General features: G+C 60.7%; 17 protein-coding genes. 12 read left to right on the top strand and 5 right to left on the bottom strand.

Going from position 1 to position 17,035, the window contains the following annotated elements; genetic code table 11:
- Positions 1-18: 18 nt before the first annotated feature.
- The 5 genes from ahbD (at position 19) to recR (ending at position 4,950) form a co-directional block, all read left to right on the top strand.
- The gene (ahbD, locus tag FVE67_RS06095; protein WP_246167852.1) at positions 19-1,059 is read left to right on the top strand and encodes a heme b synthase; all 1,041 of its coding nucleotides are present in this window, start codon (positions 19-21) and stop codon (positions 1,057-1,059) included.
- A 551-nt stretch (positions 1,060-1,610) separates the two neighbouring features.
- Positions 1,611-2,462, top strand: a complete 852-nt coding sequence (locus FVE67_RS06090; protein ID WP_168719746.1) for a cytochrome c3 family protein — start codon at positions 1,611-1,613, stop codon at positions 2,460-2,462.
- 48 nt (positions 2,463-2,510) lie between these two features.
- Entirely contained in the window at positions 2,511-4,022 is a 1,512-nt protein-coding gene (gene dnaX, locus FVE67_RS06085; RefSeq protein ID WP_168719745.1) for a DNA polymerase III subunit gamma/tau, read from the top strand.
- A 1-nt stretch (position 4,023) separates the two neighbouring features.
- A complete protein-coding gene (locus FVE67_RS06080) occupies positions 4,024-4,347 on the top strand; it encodes a YbaB/EbfC family nucleoid-associated protein (RefSeq protein WP_168719744.1) in 324 nt (107 codons plus the stop codon).
- On the top strand, positions 4,348-4,950 hold the full coding sequence (recR, locus tag FVE67_RS06075; RefSeq protein WP_168719743.1) for a recombination mediator RecR: 603 nt from the start codon (positions 4,348-4,350) through the stop codon (positions 4,948-4,950). It abuts the gene before it with no gap.
- Here the strand turns inward: recR and cobO are convergent.
- From cobO to FVE67_RS06060, 3 genes are read right to left on the bottom strand one after another with little or no spacing between them, the layout of a single operon-like run.
- Positions 4,947-5,474, bottom strand: coding sequence for a cob(I)yrinic acid a,c-diamide adenosyltransferase (cobO, locus tag FVE67_RS06070; protein WP_168719742.1), 528 nt, complete (start codon positions 5,472-5,474; stop codon positions 4,947-4,949). The genes recR and cobO overlap by 4 nt on opposite strands.
- Positions 5,464-7,110: an NAD+ synthase gene (locus FVE67_RS06065; protein ID WP_168719741.1), complete on the bottom strand. Its 1,647-nt coding sequence runs from the start codon at positions 7,108-7,110 to the stop codon at positions 5,464-5,466. Before FVE67_RS06065 ends, cobO begins: the two co-directional genes overlap by 11 nt.
- 31 nt (positions 7,111-7,141) lie before the next feature.
- The gene (locus tag FVE67_RS06060) at positions 7,142-9,256 is read right to left on the bottom strand and encodes an LPS-assembly protein LptD (RefSeq protein WP_168719740.1); all 2,115 of its coding nucleotides are present in this window, start codon (positions 9,254-9,256) and stop codon (positions 7,142-7,144) included.
- 38 nt (positions 9,257-9,294) lie between these two features.
- Between FVE67_RS06060 and FVE67_RS06055 the strand changes: the two genes are divergently transcribed.
- On the top strand, positions 9,295-10,089 hold the full coding sequence (locus FVE67_RS06055) for an NAD(+)/NADH kinase (protein ID WP_168719739.1): 795 nt from the start codon (positions 9,295-9,297) through the stop codon (positions 10,087-10,089).
- On the opposite strand, the gene FVE67_RS06050 is transcribed toward FVE67_RS06055, so the two are convergent.
- Both FVE67_RS06050 and FVE67_RS06045 read right to left on the bottom strand, forming a co-directional pair.
- Positions 10,086-10,463 (bottom strand): YtxH domain-containing protein, encoded by a 378-nt coding sequence (locus FVE67_RS06050; protein WP_168719738.1) that lies wholly within the window; start codon positions 10,461-10,463, stop codon positions 10,086-10,088. The two genes, FVE67_RS06055 and FVE67_RS06050, sit on opposite strands and share 4 nt — an antisense overlap.
- 14 nt (positions 10,464-10,477) lie before the next feature.
- Entirely contained in the window at positions 10,478-11,077 is a 600-nt protein-coding gene (locus FVE67_RS06045) for a hypothetical protein (protein WP_168719737.1), read from the bottom strand.
- Between the two features lie 101 nt (positions 11,078-11,178).
- Between FVE67_RS06045 and FVE67_RS06040 the strand changes: the two genes are divergently transcribed.
- Genes FVE67_RS06040 through FVE67_RS06015 form a run of 6 tightly spaced genes read left to right on the top strand, consistent with a single transcriptional unit; the run spans position 11,179 to position 17,014 of the window.
- The gene (locus tag FVE67_RS06040) at positions 11,179-12,411 is read left to right on the top strand and encodes a DUF1015 domain-containing protein (protein ID WP_168719736.1); all 1,233 of its coding nucleotides are present in this window, start codon (positions 11,179-11,181) and stop codon (positions 12,409-12,411) included.
- Positions 12,408-12,908 (top strand): hypothetical protein, encoded by a 501-nt coding sequence (locus FVE67_RS06035; RefSeq protein WP_168719735.1) that lies wholly within the window; start codon positions 12,408-12,410, stop codon positions 12,906-12,908. The genes FVE67_RS06040 and FVE67_RS06035 overlap by 4 nt, the downstream gene beginning before the upstream one ends.
- A 56-nt stretch (positions 12,909-12,964) precedes the next feature.
- Complete coding sequence (locus FVE67_RS06030) at positions 12,965-13,936, top strand: NAD-dependent epimerase/dehydratase family protein (RefSeq protein WP_168719734.1); 972 nt, start codon at positions 12,965-12,967, stop codon at positions 13,934-13,936.
- Complete coding sequence (locus FVE67_RS06025) at positions 13,929-15,578, top strand: 2-oxoacid:acceptor oxidoreductase subunit alpha (protein WP_168719733.1); 1,650 nt, start codon at positions 13,929-13,931, stop codon at positions 15,576-15,578. The genes FVE67_RS06030 and FVE67_RS06025 overlap by 8 nt, the downstream gene beginning before the upstream one ends.
- Positions 15,575-16,429, top strand: a complete 855-nt coding sequence (locus tag FVE67_RS06020) for a thiamine pyrophosphate-dependent enzyme (protein WP_168719732.1) — start codon at positions 15,575-15,577, stop codon at positions 16,427-16,429. The genes FVE67_RS06025 and FVE67_RS06020 overlap by 4 nt, the downstream gene beginning before the upstream one ends.
- A 3-nt stretch (positions 16,430-16,432) precedes the next feature.
- Entirely contained in the window at positions 16,433-17,014 is a 582-nt protein-coding gene (locus FVE67_RS06015) for a class II aldolase/adducin family protein (RefSeq protein ID WP_168719731.1), read from the top strand.
- Positions 17,015-17,035 lie beyond the last annotated feature (21 nt).

Genomic DNA, 17,035 nt, shown 5'->3' with positions numbered 1-17,035 from the left:
CCGGAAAAATCGCCGTTTGTGCCCCGGTTGGTGGCCTGGGAGCTTACCCGCTCCTGTAACCTGGATTGCGTGCACTGCAGGGCCGCGGCCTCTAAGGGGCCCTATGAGGGAGAGCTTACCACCGAAGAGTGTATGCGCATCCTGGAAGAGATCGCCCAGGTGGCCCAACCCATCCTCATCCTCACCGGAGGGGAGCCCCTTTTGCGGGCCGATCTTTTGGAGATCGCCCGCCGCGCCCGGGAATTGGGCCTGCGCCCGGTCCTGGCCACCAACGGGACTTTGCTCACGGAGGATCTGGCCCGCAGGCTCAAGGAGGCCGGGGTGGCCCGGGCCAGCATAAGCCTCGATGGGGCCAGCCCCGAGGCCCATGACGCCTTCCGGAAGATGCCCGGGGCCTTTGAAGGGGCCCTCCGGGGGATCGCAATCCTCAAAAAGGTAGGCCTTCCCTTTCAGATCAACACCACGGTCACCGCCCAAAACCTGGAAGAACTTCCCAAGGTCCATGAATTGGCCAAGAGCCTGGGAGCGGTGGCCCACCATATCTTTCTTCTGGTCCCCGTGGGCCGGGGTAAAGAGCTGGCCGAAGAAAGCCTTCCCCCGGAGGTCTACGAAAGGACCCTTCACTGGTTTTATGATCAGCGAGACAAGGCCGGCCTCCACCTCAAGGCCACCTGTGCCCCCCACTACTACCGGATCTTGCGGGAAAGGGCCCGGGCCGAAGGGAAATCCGTGACCATGGAGACCTTCGGACTCGATGCCGTGACCCGGGGGTGTCTGGCGGGAACAGGCTTCTGTTTCATCTCCCATCGGGGAGTGGTCCAGACCTGCGGCTATCTGGAGATCGAGTGCGGGAATTTACGGCAGCAATCCTTTCCGGAGGTGTGGTGGGGCTCGGAGGTCTTCCGGAACCTAAGAGATTTCAAAAGATACAAGGGAAAGTGTGGACGCTGTGAATATCTTCGAGTCTGCGGAGGCTGTCGGGCCCGGGCCTACGAGGCCACGGGAGACTATCTAGAAGAAGAACCCCTCTGCACCTACCAACCCCGGAAGTCTCTATAGATATTTCAACGAAATCTAAAGATATAAACATATAAAAATCCCTTTGCTTGACAACTCAAAATTCAAGTCGGAGAATCTTTAAAAAGAAAATCGGCTATAGTCTGTGAAAAGAAAATTTAGTCAAAAGTGGAAATGGTTACTGATACTTTTGACAATTTTAATATATACAGAGGGATGGAGCGGACCTTATCTCCAGTCCATCCATGGGGATATTGTTGCGGGAGTCCAGAGGAGCGGGCTTAGCGGTATCTCCAGGGGAAATTGTGCGCATTGTCATGAGCAGCACGCCAGTATTGGAGGAAGTGAACCCAATCCGCTCGGACTTGGAGGAAATCTCCTCTTTGCCGGGGCCTTCAACTCGGCTAAAACCACCAACCCCTACGATCAGTCCGACTGTTTTTGTTTTTTCTGTCATGCCGCCACCGGTTCTCTCCAAAATGGAAGTCCTCCTACTAATTATCTCTATAGTGTCACTTTTGGAGGATATAGTAACCAAACTGTTGTCTCCCTCTTGGATCAATTTAATTTAACTTCTTATCACAACCTCGAAGATGTTCTCCTTTTTTGTCACAGGTCAGAAGGGCACTCTACTCTCCTTCACTCCCCTGAAAATTATCGTCCCTTGTGATGCCTGTCATAATCCCCATCTGGTACAAAAACACCTAAGAAGATCAGGAAGTACCGCCCCCGGGACAATAGACACCTCACAGAGCGCCCTTTCTCTTCCTTCAAATCACGGCAATCTGTTTGTCTCCACTATTTCTAACACTACTAGCAATTACCAAGCCCCTTACTGGTTTGGTTCCACTTCCTCCTATGAACCGGATGGTTCCACCGGGGACCAGGCCTCCAAGACCACGGATTATCCCACCTTCTGCACCGACTGCCACAACACGCAGAACACTATATATTCTACTTCCTTAGGCCGAAATCTGCGACAAATAGATTGGAGCAATGAAAAACACGGATTCGGGGCCGCGGACGAGATCCTCTCTCTAAGAGGTCCTTACAGCAACGCCACAGACAACAAGGTCCTCTCCTGTCTAGACTGCCATGAGCCCCACGGCTCGCCCAACGTGACCCTCCTGCGACCTGCGGTAAACGGAGAAGAAATCTCCCCAGAGATCACCGCTACGGCTCTGGAAGCCCTCCCCTCCAGCGGAGGTTATTGCTCTCCTATCTCTTCCACTAATGGCAACAAAGATCTAGGCCTGCTCTGCATGCGTTGCCACACGGGCGACAATGGAGGGAATGCCTGGTCTGAGATTCATCATTTTCCAGACACTAACTATCCTCGACAAAGCTGCGGAAATTGCCATTACTCGGGAAACCCTATCAATTGCAGCTGTTGCCATTTCCACGGTTCGGTGGACCCCTTCAACAGTACTCGTCGAACTTTTTGAGCCCCCGGTTGCGCAGAGCCAAGGCCCGAGGCTATAGTGTAGGGTAAGATGGCCTATCTGGTCCTGGCCCGAAAGTATCGCCCGCAGAGATTCGCCGAGGTGGTAGGACAACCTCATGTGGTGCACACGCTTCAGAATGCCCTGCGGCAGGGGCGCCTGGCCCACGCCCTCCTTTTTTCCGGGATCCGGGGCATCGGAAAGACCACCGTGGCCCGTATCGTGGCCAAGGCTTTAAACTGCGAGGGCGAAGACCCGGCAGAGCCCTGTAACCACTGTTCCCCCTGCCGGGAGATCAGTGAAGGTCGCTGCCTCGATGTGCTCGAAATCGACGCCGCCTCCAACCGGGGCATCGACGAGATCCGGGAATTGCGGGAAAACCTCAAATTTCGGCCTACCCGGGGACGGGCCAAGGTCTATATCATCGACGAGGCCCACATGCTCACCCGAGAGGCGGCCAACGCCCTCCTCAAATCCCTGGAGGAACCCCCGCCGCATGTCTATTTCATCCTGGCCACCACCGAACCCCACAAGCTCCCGGTGACCATCCTTTCCCGCTGTCAACGCTACGAATTCCGGCGCATTCCTCTGGCTCTCCTGGTGGAACACCTGCGGGAGGTGGCCCGGGCCGAGGGGGCGGAGATCGAAGAAGAGGCCCTTTCCCTCATCGCTCGGGAATCGGAGGGTAGCCTCCGGGACGCCCTCTCCCTCCTGGATCAGGCCCTGGCCTACGGGGTTAAGACCCGCGAGGAACTGGTAGAGGCCTTCGGGCTGGCCGAAAGGGTTCTGGTGGAATCCCTGGCCCGGGCCATCCTCCGACGGGACCTGGCCCAGGTCTTTCGCCTTTCGGAAGAGGCCTATCGGCAAGGGGTAGATCTGGTCTATCTGGCGGAAAACCTCCTGCTTTTCTTCCGTCAGCTTCTCGCGGCCAAGATTAATTCCGGAGGGGCCGAGGACCTCCCTCCGGCCGAAGCGGCCCTCCTGCGGGAGCTTTCGATGGAAGTGGAAACCGAAGAGATTTTGCTTATCTTCCAGCACCTTTTGCGCGGGGCCGAGGCCCTGAAACGCAGCCCCTATCCCCATCTCTCCTTCGAGCTCACCCTGGCCCGGCTCTGCGAACTGGGGAAGGTGGCCTCGCTGCGGGAGATCCTGGCCAAACTCGAGACCCTGGCCCAGACCGAAGGCCCGGCTCCGGCGGCCAGCCCGGCTCCACCGGAAAGGAGTCCGGAAAACCCCTCCTGGGAGGCGGTGCTCGAGGCGGCCCGAAAAGAAAAGCCCCGTCTTTATGGGCTACTTTCGGTCCTGGCCCCGCCCCGGCAAGAGGGCGAACGCTTCATTCTGGCCGTGCCTCCGGGAAGTCTCCTTGCGGAAAAAGACCTCCAGGAAGAGGTCCAGGCCTTTGTGAGGCGGAAGACCGGAAAGGAACTCCTTCTTGAGGAAAGGGCCCGGCCGGAGGAAGACCTCCGAGAAAGGCTCCTTGAACGCCCGGAAGTCAAGGAAACCCTGGCCATCTTCGGAGGGAAGGTGGCCTGGATAAAACCCCACAACCAAGGAGAGGCATGAAATGTTTCCCCCGCAGATGCAACAACTCATGAAACAGGTCCAGAAGATCCAGAAAAAGATCGCCCAGCTCCAGGAGGAACTGGCCGAAAGGACGGTAGAGGCCAGCGCCGGAGGCGGGATGGTGACCGCGGTGGTCAACGGCCGCCAGGAGGTGGTGGAGGTAAGGATCGACCCGGAGATCTTTCAGTCTGGAGACAAGGAGATGCTCGAGGACCTCATCGTGGCCGCGGTCAATGAGGCCCTCCGGCGCTCCCAGGAGATGGTCCAGGAAGAGATGGCCAAGATCACCGGCGGGCTCAATATTCCGGGACTTTTCGGGACCTAGATGGCCGAAGTCTTCCCCGAGCCCTTGCGCCGGGCCATCCGGGCCCTTTCCCTGCTTCCGGGTCTGGGAGAAAAAAGTGCCACCCGCCTGGCCCTCTATTTGATCTCCCATCCGGAGCGGGCCGGGGAACTGGCTGCGGCCCTGGCCGATCTCCCTCGGGTGAAGCTCTGCCGGGAGTGCGGAAATTTCACCGAAGGAGACCTCTGCCGGCTGTGTCAGGATCCGGAACGGGACCCCACCGTGATCTGCGTGGTGGAGGACCCGGCGGCCCTTTCGGTGATCGAGGGCACCGGGGCCTTCCGGGGACGGTACCACGTCCTCCACGGGGTACTCTCTCCCCGGGACGGACTCGGGCCTTCAGAGCTCCGTTTCCCGGAGCTTCTCCAGAGGATTCGCCGGAACGGGGTGCGGGAGGTCCTTATAGGGCTTTCTCCCACCGCGGCCGGAGAGGCCACCGCCGCCTATCTCCTGGAAATCCTGCGGGAGTTTCCGGTAAAGGTCTCGCGTCTGGCCACCGGACTGGCTCTGGGGATGGAAGTGCGCTATGCCGATCCCCTTACCCTCAAACGGGCTCTAGCCGCCCGGGAGGTCCTCAAGGACTAATATTCAATCCCTCGCCGGGCCCGAACCCCCTGGGCATAGTAATGCTTCACCGCCCGCATTTCGGTCACCAGATCGGCCATCTCCATCAGGGCCTCCGGGGCCCCGCGACCGGTAAAGACCACCTCCACCCTCGCCGGACGCCGCGAAAGGGCCTCCAGGACCTCCGAAAGGGGGATAAGCCCTAAAGAAAGGGCCACATTGGCCTCATCCAGGATGACCACCTGGAAATCCCCGGAAAGGAGAAGACCACGGGCCTCTTCCCAGCCCAGGACTGCCGCCCGGCGGACCTCTTCCGAGGGCTCGCCCCGGACGAACCCCCCGGAATGATATTGGCGGACCAGGACCTGGGGTTCAAAGCGTCGCAAGGCGCAGATTTCGCTGTATTCCCCCTTTTTCAGGAACTGCAGGAAGGCCACCCGCAGGCCGGCCCCCAAGGCCCGAAGAGCCAGCCCCAGGGCCGCCGTGGTCTTGCCCTTGCCCTCTCCGGTATAGACCTGGACATAGCCCCGAAAATCAAGACCCATCCGGGGCCTCCAGGGGGAAGGCGTGGGCGATGGGATAGCGCCAGCCGTAACCGAAGGCCCGGGGGGAGACCCGCAGGGTGGGGGGAAGTTGCCAGCGTTTGAATTCCGCCCGCCGCAGTCGTCCCAAAACCTCCCGGACCACCTTCTCCGGAAAGCCCCGGGCCACCAGTTCCTCGGGACTCAGGCCCTCCTCCACATAACCCCGCACCAGACTGTTGACCATCCAGTAAGGGGGAAGATCGTCTTCATCTCGTTGGCCGGGACGCAATTCCGCCGAAGGGGGCTTCCGCAGGACCCGTTCCGGGATAAGCGGCCTTTCCCTATTGATCTCCAGGGCCAGCTCGTAGACCAGGTCCTTGGTAAGGTCTCCTAGGACGGAAAGGGCCCCGCAGGTATCCCCGTAAAGGGTACAGTAGCCCACGGCGATCTCGCTTTTGTTCCCGGTGTTGAGGACCAGATAGCCCGGAAACTGGTTGGAAAGGGCCATGAGGAGGTTTCCCCGGATGCGGGCCTGAAGGTTTTCCTCCGTAAGGCCCTGGATCTCCGTCCCCAGGGCCCGAGAGAGGGCCTCCTTCATCGTGGAAAGGATCTCTCCGATGGGGATCTTCAGGGTCCGCAGACCCAGATTGCGGGCCAGGGCCAGGGCGTCTTCTTCGCTTTCCGGAGAATTGTAAGGGGAAGGCAAAAGGACCCCCAGAACCTTTTCCGGCCCCAGGGCCCGGGCGGCGATGACCGCGGTCACCGAGGAATCTATGCCCCCGGAAAGGCCGAGGATAGCCCCCTGGGCCTTAACGCGCCGAAAAAAGTCCCTCACCCCCAGGGTAAGGGCCTTGAGGAGGGATTCCATGCGTCTTTCCGAGACCGGACGCACCACCCCCTCTCCGGTCTCCAGATCGCACCAGACCAGATCTTCCTCAAAATCTCGGGCCTGGGCCAGGAGTTCCCCCTCCGGAGAGACCGCCAGACTTTGGCCGTCGAAGAGGAGGTGATCGTGTCCTCCCACCTGGTTGACCTCGATGACCGGAGCCCGCAGGCGGGCGGCGTTGCGGGCCATGAGGGCCCGGCGCAGGAGCCCCTTTCCCAAATGGAAGGGACTGGCGGCCAGGTTGATCACCGCCTGAACCTCGGTGAGCCCGGCCAGGGTATCTACCGGATAGGGACGAGGCACATAGCCCTCATGACTCCAAAGGTCCTCGCAAATGGTAAAAGCCAGGCGCTTTCCGCGCCAGGTAAAGATCCCGGCTGAGACACCGGGCTCAAAATAGCGGGGCTCATCAAAGACATCGTAGTAGGGTAAAAGGCGCTTGCGATAGCGAAAAAGAATACGCCCTTCCTCGATAAAAGCCAGGGCGTTGAAAAGGGCCCGGCCCGGGCCGGGGTTTTCTTCGGGATAGCCCACCACGGCCGCCGGACGCCGAATACGGGCCGCCAGTTTTTCCAGGGTGCGGTGGACCGCCTGCAGGAATTCGGAGCGAAGGAGAAGGTCCCGGGGAGGGTATCCGCAGAGGGAAAGCTCTGGAAAGATCACCAGATCCGCCCCCAGCTCCCGGGCCCTCTCCCAGAATTCCAGGATCTTCTCCAGATTCCCTTGGAGATCGCCTATGGTGGGATTGATTTGAGCTAGGGCGATCTTCATGTCCGAAAACTATTACGGGAAGGCTCGCCGGTCAATAAGTGCGCCCGTAACCCCCCACCCCCAAAAGATTGATCCAGAAGGAAAAGCGGGTCTCTTCTGGGGTGATCCCCAGGGTGAGGTCCACGCTGTAGCAGGAGGCCTCATAGGTGAGGCCCAGGCTGGCCGAAGAGGTCTCCTCCCGCAGGAGGTTTCGGGAAAGGGCCCCGTGGAGTACGAAACGGCGCAGGAAGCGCCAGCTTCCGGAAAGATTGAGTTGTTTGACCTGCCGCAGACGATCCCGCTGGTAACCGAGGGAAAAACGATCCAGAAGGACCCGGGTGAGGGAAAGGGTGAGTTCCTGGCGGGCCAGCCCCAGGCCGTAAAAGTTGTACTCCGCATCGTAGCGCAAGGAGAGCCTTCCCCCGGGGCTTTGGAACTCCAGTTCGCCTATCAGATTGGAAAAGGGGCGCCTTTCCTCCTCGGCCGCGGAAAGTTCGCGGGTCGCCTCCCGAAAATCGTAGCGCTGATAAAGCTTAAACCGCAAAAGATCCCGGTAGCGGAGTCGGCCCGGAGAGGGTTCCTCCCGCAAGGTCACAAACTGCAGCAGCCCGTATTCCAGCCAGTGGGCCGGGGGCAGGCGATCCTCGGCCCGCCACAGGGGAAAGTCCTCCTGGTTTTCCGGGGGACGGTAAAAGTAGTGCAGATAGGGGCGAAGACTGTGGCGAAAACGCCTCGGCCCGGTCCCGTAAATACGGTAAAACTCCAAAGAGGCCCGGGCCTCGATCTCATAGAGGGTGCGGGTGAGATCCTCGGTGGTTCCGTTGTCCCAGTCTACATCGTAGCGGGTATGGAGGAAACGATAAGCCACCTGGGTTTCCAAGGGACCGAGGGCCTGCTCCAGGGAGATTTCCGGGACCACCTCGGTGCGCAGGCCCCGGGAGCCCTCCTCCCGATACCAGTAGGTGGAGTCCAAAGAGAAATCGAAATGCAGAGGGCCGAAAAGAGGTCTCCTGAGGGCCCGAAAATAGAGGTCTCCTAGGGGGGAAAGCATGGAGGGCTGCCGGCCCGGAAGTACGGCATCCCGGTAGGTCCCCGAGGCTTCGAGGTAGGTATTTTCCCGGAGGTGATCCAGCCAGAGGCGAGAGGTCCGATAAGTCTGATTGCGCTCCTCAAGCCCCCGGCCAAACCACTCGAGGTACTGGCGATGGGTCTCGGAAAAACCGAAGGGGCCTCCCTCAAACTCCTCCAAAAAGTCCCGGTCGGAAAGGAGATCGAGGTCCAGGTGGAGCGCGATCCTTTGGGCCAGGGGCTGATCCACTCGCGCGGTAATCCAGTAGCGGCTCTGATTACCCCGTCGAATCCCGTCACCATTGTAATCCTTGTCTTCCAGGCGATCATGGAGATAGCGGTAGCGCAGGAGACCCCGGGCGTCTCGACTTACCCGCCAGCGCCCTTCGGCGGAAAAAAGAAGACCCCTTTTTCCGGTATAAAGGGGCGAAAGGGTGAGGTCAAAGCTATCGTGAAGGGCCAAAAAGAGGGGGACCTCCACCCCGGCCCCGGTACGGGAGCCGGTGACCAGACGGGGGAAGAGGAAACCGCTCTTGCGCCGGCGCTTGACCGGCAGACTCAGGTAAGGACTGGCCGCAAGCGGCAAGCGTTTCACCCAAAAGGAGACCCAACGCCCCCGGGCGTAGCCCTCACTCACCACCACCTTGCGGGCCCGGAAACTCCAGGAGGGTTCCTTCTCACAGTCCATCTCACAGGTGGTGATCACCGCCCGGTAGGCCACGTAGCGATCCTCGGAAAGTCTCTCCAGCCGCCGGGCCCGGACCCGCACCCGATCTTTCTGGATAAAAAGAAGGGCCCCATCCACCCGCCCTTCTCCGGACCGGAGGTCCAGGAAGGCCTGCCGCCCTTTAAGCCAATCTCCATGGAGGGTGAGGATTTTTACCGGTCCGGAAAGCCACAGCCGCTTGGTCTCCATCTCGTAGCGGGCCCGAGAGGCAAATATGGTAAGCCCCTTTCCGGTGATGACCACCTGCCCTTCGGCTACGGCTACCCGCCGGTCGTGATAGACCGTAAGCCTCCGGGCCTCGATCTTCCAGGCGGCAAGGGCCGAAGCCGCCCAGAGAACCAAAATAAAGAAAGAAAGGGTCCCCCTTTTCATACTTTACCTTTCACCCGTAGCCTCTAAAATGTCAACTGATGAAACGGGTCTTACTCTATCCCAAAGAGGGTCTCAAGCTGCCCCCTGATCTGGAAGGACTTCTTGAAGGACGCTTCCGGGAGGCCGGGATAGAGCTTACCCGGAAGCCTTCCCCTCCTCCGGACCTGGTCCTGGTGATCGGAGGGGACGGGACCCTCCTGCGGGCGGCCCCCCTGGCCTGGAAGCTCGACGTGCCCATCCTGGGGATCAATTTCGGGAAGTTGGGTTTCCTTACCGAGGTGTCCCTGGAGGAGGTCGAATTGGCCTTGGAGCGACTTTTGGAAGGGGAATTTCGGACCGAAGCCCGGCTCATGCTGGAGGTCCGCTACGGAGAGGAGACCTTTCAGGCCCTGAATGAGGCGGCCATCCTGAAGGGGCCCTTGGGGCACATGATCCACCTGCGGGTTACGGTCTCCGGGGAATACCTCACCACCTATTACGGAGATGGCCTCCTGGTGGCCACTCCCACCGGCTCTACGGCCTACAACCTTTCGGCCGGAGGCCCCATCCTGCATCCGGCCACCGAGGCCCTGGTGCTCACCCCCATCTGTCCTTTTATGCTCAGTGCCCGGCCTCTGGTGCTTCCAGCCGAAACAGAAATCACCGTGCAGCTCATCAGCCCCTCTCCGGAGGTCCACCTCGTGGTGGACGGAGGGCACCACCGGGTCCTCGGGCCCGGGCAGAGCGTGCATCTCCGGCGGTCAGAAAGACCGCTCAAATTAATTACCTCCCCCACCCGGAGCTATTTTGCCATCCTCCGGGACAAACTCGGGTGGGGGGAAAGCAAGGTCTAGGCCGAGGCCCCTTCTCCCTTGACCTTGGCGGCCAGGCGCTCCTTCTCCCGACGCATGGCCTCCTTTCCGGCCTCGATGGCCTCTTCAATCACCCGCTTGGCCTCCTCCAGGGTCTCCAGGGACTTCCCTTTAAGCCCTTCGGCCTGCGTAAGAAGGCGGGCCTTGATCTCTTCGGCCTCTTTCTTGAGATCTTCCACCTTGGTCCGCAACTCTTCCTTTTTCTCCCGAAGGCGCTCCTTGGTCTCCTCGCCCCGCTCCCGCAAGCGCTCCCGGATCTCCTCCCCACTGGCCGGGGCCAGGAGAAGGGCCGCCGCCGCCCCCACTAAACCCCCCAGCAAAAAGGCCAGACCCACCGAAAGCTTCTTTTCCGCCATTTTTCTCACCTCCTTTACTTTTTCTTCTTAAAAGGGATGACCTTAGAAAGGACTCTCAGGCCCTCCCGCAGGCCGGCCGTGGCGGCCGAGATCTCGATCACTAGATCCTGGACCTCACGATTGATGGTCTCCACCGCCACGGAAGCCGTGGTGCTCACCTCCCGCACGGAACGGGAAAGGTTGCGCGCGGCCTCGGAAAGCTCATCCAGGGCCGAAAGCTTCTCGTTTAGCCCGGAGACCAGCTTTTCGGCCTCCGAGAGGGTACGTTCGGCCTGGGTGAGGACCTGGGGCACCTCCCCGGAAAGGCGTTTTTCCAGGGCCTCAAGGACCAGATCCGTCTTCTCGAGCCTCCCTTTGAGCTCTTCGGAGAGATCCCGGGCCATCTCCCCCACGGAATCCGCAAGCTCCTTCAAGGCTCCGGGAAGGACCACCACCTCTTCGGCCACCCGGTTGACCCTCTCCAGGCTTCCGCGCACCTCGCCCAGCGCCCCTTCTACCTGCGAGAGAGTGACCGAGGCCTGTTCCGCCACCCCCTTAATCCGCCAGAGGACCCAGATGAAAACCACCAGGGCTACCGCCCCTAAAGCCAGGAGCACCAGAGTCAGAGCGGTCATCTCCCCCTCCTTTCGAAGATCTCTAGAAACTAATAACCACGTAAAACCTCCGGGCAAGTCCGAAGTTGACGAGAGCGGGGTTTCATATTAGGCAATGGGCCATGCCGGAGGTCAAACCCTTTTACGGCTGGCGTTTCAATCCCCAAAAGGTGGATCTCGCGCGGGTGGTGGCCCCGCCCTACGACGTGGTCTCTCCCGAGGAAAAGGCCGCCTATCTGGCCCGGGACCCGCACAACATCTTTCATCTGGAGCTGGCCTCCCGGCCGGAAGAGGCGTCCCGGAAACTGGAGACCTGGATAAGCGAAGGGGTCCTCATCCGGGAATCCCGTCCGGCCCTTTATCTCTATCGGCTTCATTTTACCCATCAGGGCCAAAAGTTCGTCCGCACGGGTTTTATCGGACTGGTGAGGCTTTCCCCCTTTTCCGAAGGGCGCATCCTGCCTCACGAAAAGACCTTTCCCAAGGTCACCGAGGAACGTCTGGCCCTTCTTCGGGCCACCAAGGCCCAGTTCAGCCAGATCTTCGTCCTTTACTCCGACCCCAAAAGACGCACCCTCTCTTCCCTTCCGGAGGCCTCTCCGCTTCTGCGGGTTAAATTCCAGGATGAAATACACGAAATCTTGGCTCTCACCGATCCCTCTCTCCAGAAGACCCTCACCGATTTCTGGGAGGATCTCCCCTTCTATATCGCCGACGGGCACCACCGCTATACCACCGCCCTGCGCTATGCGGAGGAGATGACCCGGGCCCTGCGGCCGGAGGGCCCCCGCTGTTTCCACTACATGATGATGTATCTCTGCCCCTTCGAGGATCCGGGGTTGGTAGTGCTGCCCACCCACCGCATCCTCCGGCACCCCTTCTCTCCGGAGGAACTCTCCCGACGTCTCCTTCCCCTGGTCCACCTCGAGGAGGACCCCAAAGCCCGGCCTTCGCTTGAAGAAAAGGCCCTGGTCCTCCTTTCCGCAGGGAGGCGTTTCCGGATGCGCCTGAGACCGGAGGCCCTGGAGCGCTGGCGGGCGGAGAGCGGACTCCCGGAAGAAGCTCTGCCTGCGGCCTGGTGCGCCCGGATTATCGAGACCCTCTGTGAAGAAGGCGAAAAGGATCTCAAGGAGAAGGGCCTTCTCTCCTATACCCCCCGGGAAGAAGAGGTGGAACACGAGGCCATAAAGGGGGCCCTGGGCTTCCTTCTTCCGGCCACCCCCCTTGAGGCCCTGGCCCGGGTGGCCGCAAGCGGAAAGGTCATGCCCCACAAGTCCACTTACTTTCATCCCAAGATCCTCACCGGAACGGTGATCTTTCGCCTCAATCCCCAGAGCGCTCCGCCCTGTCCGTGAAAGCCGAAGACCTTTTTCTCCAAGGTTTGGCCGAGGTCCGGAAGCTCTTCCCCCGATTCCAAGAGATCCTGGAAAGAGAGGAAAGGATGGGCCAACTCCTTAAGGCCCTGCTGGAGGCCATCGAGCGTTCCGACGAGGCCTATCAGGACACCGGGGCGGCCCAGCTTTGCGCCACCTGCGCCACCTCCGGCCGAGGCACCTGCTGCGTGCGGGATATGGAACTTTCCGTCTCCCGGGAACTCCTCCTGATCAATCTCCTGGTGGGGGTAAAACTCCCTGAAAATAGGGCCTTTCCCCGGGGCTGCTTCTTTCTGGGACCGGAGGGCTGCCTTCTCAAGGTGCGGCCCCTCCTCTGTCGCAACTTCTTCTGTCCCTGGTTCCGCCAGCGCTTCTCCCCCGAAAACCTGGCCTATCTTCAAGAGGCCATGGAAGAAGAAGCCCGGCTCCTTTTCCAGGCCGAAGATCGACTCCGGGCCCACTTACTGAAGATCCTGTAGGGTTCCCCAGAGTCTCCAGGGGACTATAATACGGTCATCCCACAGGAGGAGGGCTTATGGGTTGGATTCTGGTGACCGGGGCGGCGGGTTTTATCGGCTGGCGGACCGCGGAATTTCTCCTTAAGGAAGGCCACCAGGTCCTGGGGGTGGACGACCTCAACGACTATTACGATCCGCGCCTCAAAAAATGGCGTCTGGGAGAGCTGCGGCGCTGGCCGAATTTTCGTTTTTTTGAGGTGGACATCGCCAACCTGGGGGCCCTCTCCGTGCTCTTTGAGGCCTTCGAGGTGGAGGCGGTGATAAATCTTGCGGCCCGGGCCGGAGTGCGGGCCAGCCTCGAAGATCCCTGGGCCTACTATCGCACCAATGTGGAAGGCACGCTAAACCTCCTGGAGCTCATGCGGCGACACGGGGTCTCGAAGATGGTCCTGGCCTCCACCTCCTCGGTCTACGCCGGCTCCCCCCTTCCTTACCGGGAAGACCTTCCGGTCAACCAGCCTCTTTCCCCCTACGCCGCAAGTAAGAAGGGGGCCGAGGTCCTGGCCTATACCTATCACCACCTCTACGGACTGGACATTTCCGTCCTGCGCTACTTCACGGTCTTCGGTCCGGCGGGCCGGCCGGACATGAGCTACTTCCGCTTCATCAAGTGGATCGACGAGGGTCAGCCGGTAATCGTCTATGGCGACGGCGAACAGGCCCGGGATTTTACCTACGTGGACGATATTGCTCGGGGAACCATCCTGGCCTTAAGACCCCTAGGCTACGAGATCATCAACCTGGGTGGAGGACGCAACCCGATCTCCATCAATACCCTCATCGCCAAGATCGAAGCCCTCCTCGGCAAAAAGGCCCGGGTGGAATACCGGGAATTCCATCGGGCGGATATGCGGGTGACCTGGGCGGAGATCGACAAGGCCCGAAGGCTTCTTTCTTGGGCCCCGGAGATTTCCCTTGACGAAGGCCTGCGCCGTACCGTAGACTGGTACTTAGAAAATCGAGACTGGGTAAGAGAGATCCGTGTCTAATTTTGAATTTTCGGTCCTTTTCGGGGGGCGAGCCGGGGACGGCATCCGTCAGCTCGGGCAACTCTGGGCCCGGCTGTTGGCCCGGCGAGGCCTGCGGGTCTTCCTTTATGACGACTATCCTTCCCTCATCCGGGGCGGACATAACTTCACCGTGGTCCGGGCCGCGGATTTTCCGATCCTGGCCCACCGCGAAAGGATCAACCTCCTTGTGGCCTTAAACGAAGAGACCCTCCAGCGCCACCAGGAAAATCTCCTCCCTCAGGGTCTCCTCCTTTACGACTCCTCCGGGGGAAGAGAGTTTTCCGGCCTGGGGGTGCCTTGGAAAGAGATAGTCAAGGAGCTTTCGGCCCCGGAGATCACCCGCAACACCGCGGCCCTGGCCTCGGCCGCCAAGCTCACCGGAATTCCCTTTGAAGAGCTGGCCGCCACCCTGGAAAAGGACCTTCCCCGGGCCCGGGAGGTCAATTTGGAGGTGGCCCGGCGGGCCTACGTGGCCACCCCGGAGCCCCGGCTTGAGCTCCCTCAGGGGGCCGAAAGGCTTCCTACCTTTTTCGGAAACGAAGCCGCGGCCCTGGGGGCGGTGGCCGCAGGCCTTCGCCTCTATGTGGCCTATCCCATGACTCCGGCCTCCTCCATCCTCCACTATCTGGCCCAACACGCCGAGGCCCTGGGGGTCACGGTGATTCATCCCGAAAATGAGATCGCGGCGGTTCTCTGTGCCCTAGGGGCCGCTGCAGCCGGGGCCCCGGCCATGACCGGGACCTCTGGAGGAGGCTTTGCCCTGATGGTGGAGGCCCTGAGTCTGGCGGGGCAGGCGGAACTGCCCCTCCTGGTGGTGGAAAGTCAGCGTCCCGGGCCCTCCACCGGAGTGCCCACTTATACCGCCCAGGCAGATCTGGACTTTGTGACCTATGCCGGCCATGGGGAATTTCCCCGGGTGGTCTTAGCCCCGGGGGATGCGGAGGAGGCCTTCCTGCTTGCGGCTAAAGGGCTTTCTCTGGCCTGGTCTTATCAGGTCCCGGTCATCCTTCTTATGGATAAACACGTGAGCGAAAGCCTCTTTCACCAGGAGCTCCCCCTCTCCCGGGTCCCGCGGGTGAGTTTTCGGGCCTGGGAGGGCCAGGGGGAGTACCAGCGCTACGCCTTTACTGAAGACGGGGTCTCCCCTCTGGCCTTCCCCGGAGACCCGCGGGCGGTGGTCAAGGTCACCTCCTACGAGCACGACTCTTACGGTATCACCACCGAAGATCCGGAAGCCATCTCCCGCATGCAGGAAAAACGCCTGCGCAAGGGGGAGGGTCTGCGTCAGGCCCTGGACGGGCCCGAAATGGTCCGCACCGAAGGAGAGGGAGAGGTGGCCCTCTGTGTATGGGGTTCTGGCCGGGGAGCCGGTCTAGAGGTGGCTCGCCGTCTCGGCTTACGCTACGTACAGCCCTTGGTGCTTGAGCCCTTTCCGGAAAAGACCCTGAGGGCGCGGCTTTCCGGGGTGCGAAGGGTTCTGGTAGCGGAGACCAACGCCACGGGCCAGCTGGCCCGAAGGATAGCGGCCCTGGGCCTCAAGACCGAAAGGATCCTTAAATATGATGGGAGGCCCTTTACCGTGGACGAACTCGAGCGCCGCATAAAGGAGGTCTTGCGGTGAGTCTTCGCCGGAGACCCGAGGCCCTGGACACCTATGCGGTAAACACCTGGTGCCCGGGGTGCGGGAATTTCGGAATCCTTACGGCGGTAAAACGGGTGCTCAAGGGCTGGGAGGAACGGGAGGCCCTCCATCGGCTGGTCATGGTCTCCGGAATTGGCTGTCACGCCAAAATTGTGGACTATTTGGCGGTAAATAGTTTCTATAGTATTCATGGACGGGTGCTTCCGGTGGCCATGGGACTTAAACTGGCCCGTCCAGAACTCACCGTGCTGGGACACGCCGGAGACGGAGATGCCTACGGAGAGGGGATAGCCCACCTCATTTTTGCCGCCAAACGCAATCTGGATCTGACCCTGGTGGTGCACAACAATTCCGTCTATGGTCTCACCACCGGACAGTTCACTCCCACCTCTCCCAAGGGTTTCAAGGGCCGCTCCACCCCCAAGGGGAGCCCTGAGACCCCCATTAATCCTCTGGAGCTCATGCTGGCCAGCGGGGCCACCTTTGTGGCCCGGGGCTATGCCGGACGCCCGGAACACTTAGCCGGCCTTATCGAAGAGGCCCTCAAGCACCGGGGCTTTGCCTTTATCGACGTGCTTCAACCCTGCTATACCTTCTTCAACACCTACGAATTTTATAATCAACACGTAAAGGAGATCGGGCCGGAGCACGATCCGGCGGACTTTGAGGCGGCCCTGCACCTGGCCCTTCAATGGGACTATTCCGCGCGGGAGGCGGAGATCCCCATAGGGATCTTCTACCGCGTCGAAAAACCCCTTTACGAGGAGGCGGTAAGGGTCCCGGAAAAGACCCCGGATCTCTCCGCCCACATTGCCACCCACCACCTCTGAGAGATGCGCCGCGCATTGGCCAGGGCCACCCGCTATCTGGCCCGGGAGGGACTTCTTGCCGGACCGGAAGGGAACCTTTCGGTAAGGCTCAAAGACCGAATCCTGGTGACCCCTTCCGGGGGGCTCAAGGCCCGCCTGCGCCCGGAGGAGGTGGCGGAGGTAGACCTTTCCGGAAAGATCCTTTCCGGACATCCTACCTCGGAACTCCCTCTGCATCTGGCCCTCTACCGGGCCCACCCGGGGATAGGGGCGGTGGTCCACACCCATCCCCCATACACCCTGGCCCTCCTTCTTTCCGGCTTCGATTTCTCCCGACACTACCTTTACGAGGGAAAACTCCTCCTCGGGAAAATCTCCCGGGTTCCGGCCTGGCCTCCGGGCTCGGAGGAATTGGCCCGGGCGGTGGCCGAGGCCTTAAAGGACTCCCGGGTGGCCGTTCTGGAACGCCATGGGGCGGTCACCGTGGGAGCCCATCTCCTTGAGGCCCTAAACCTTACCCTGGTCCTGGAAAAGGTCTCCCGGGTGATATATCTGGCGCTAGCCCTGGGAAAGCTTCCTCCCCCCTTAGAGGACCCGCTTACTTGACGCCTTTCCCAAGGAGGCCTT

The organism is Thermosulfurimonas marina (genome assembly GCF_012317585.1).
Taxonomy (GTDB): Bacteria; Desulfobacterota; Thermodesulfobacteria; order Thermodesulfobacteriales; family Thermodesulfobacteriaceae; genus Thermosulfurimonas_A; species Thermosulfurimonas_A marina.
Note: the sequence above shows the minus strand (reverse complement) of the source record. Positions and strands in the feature narration are given on the sequence as shown.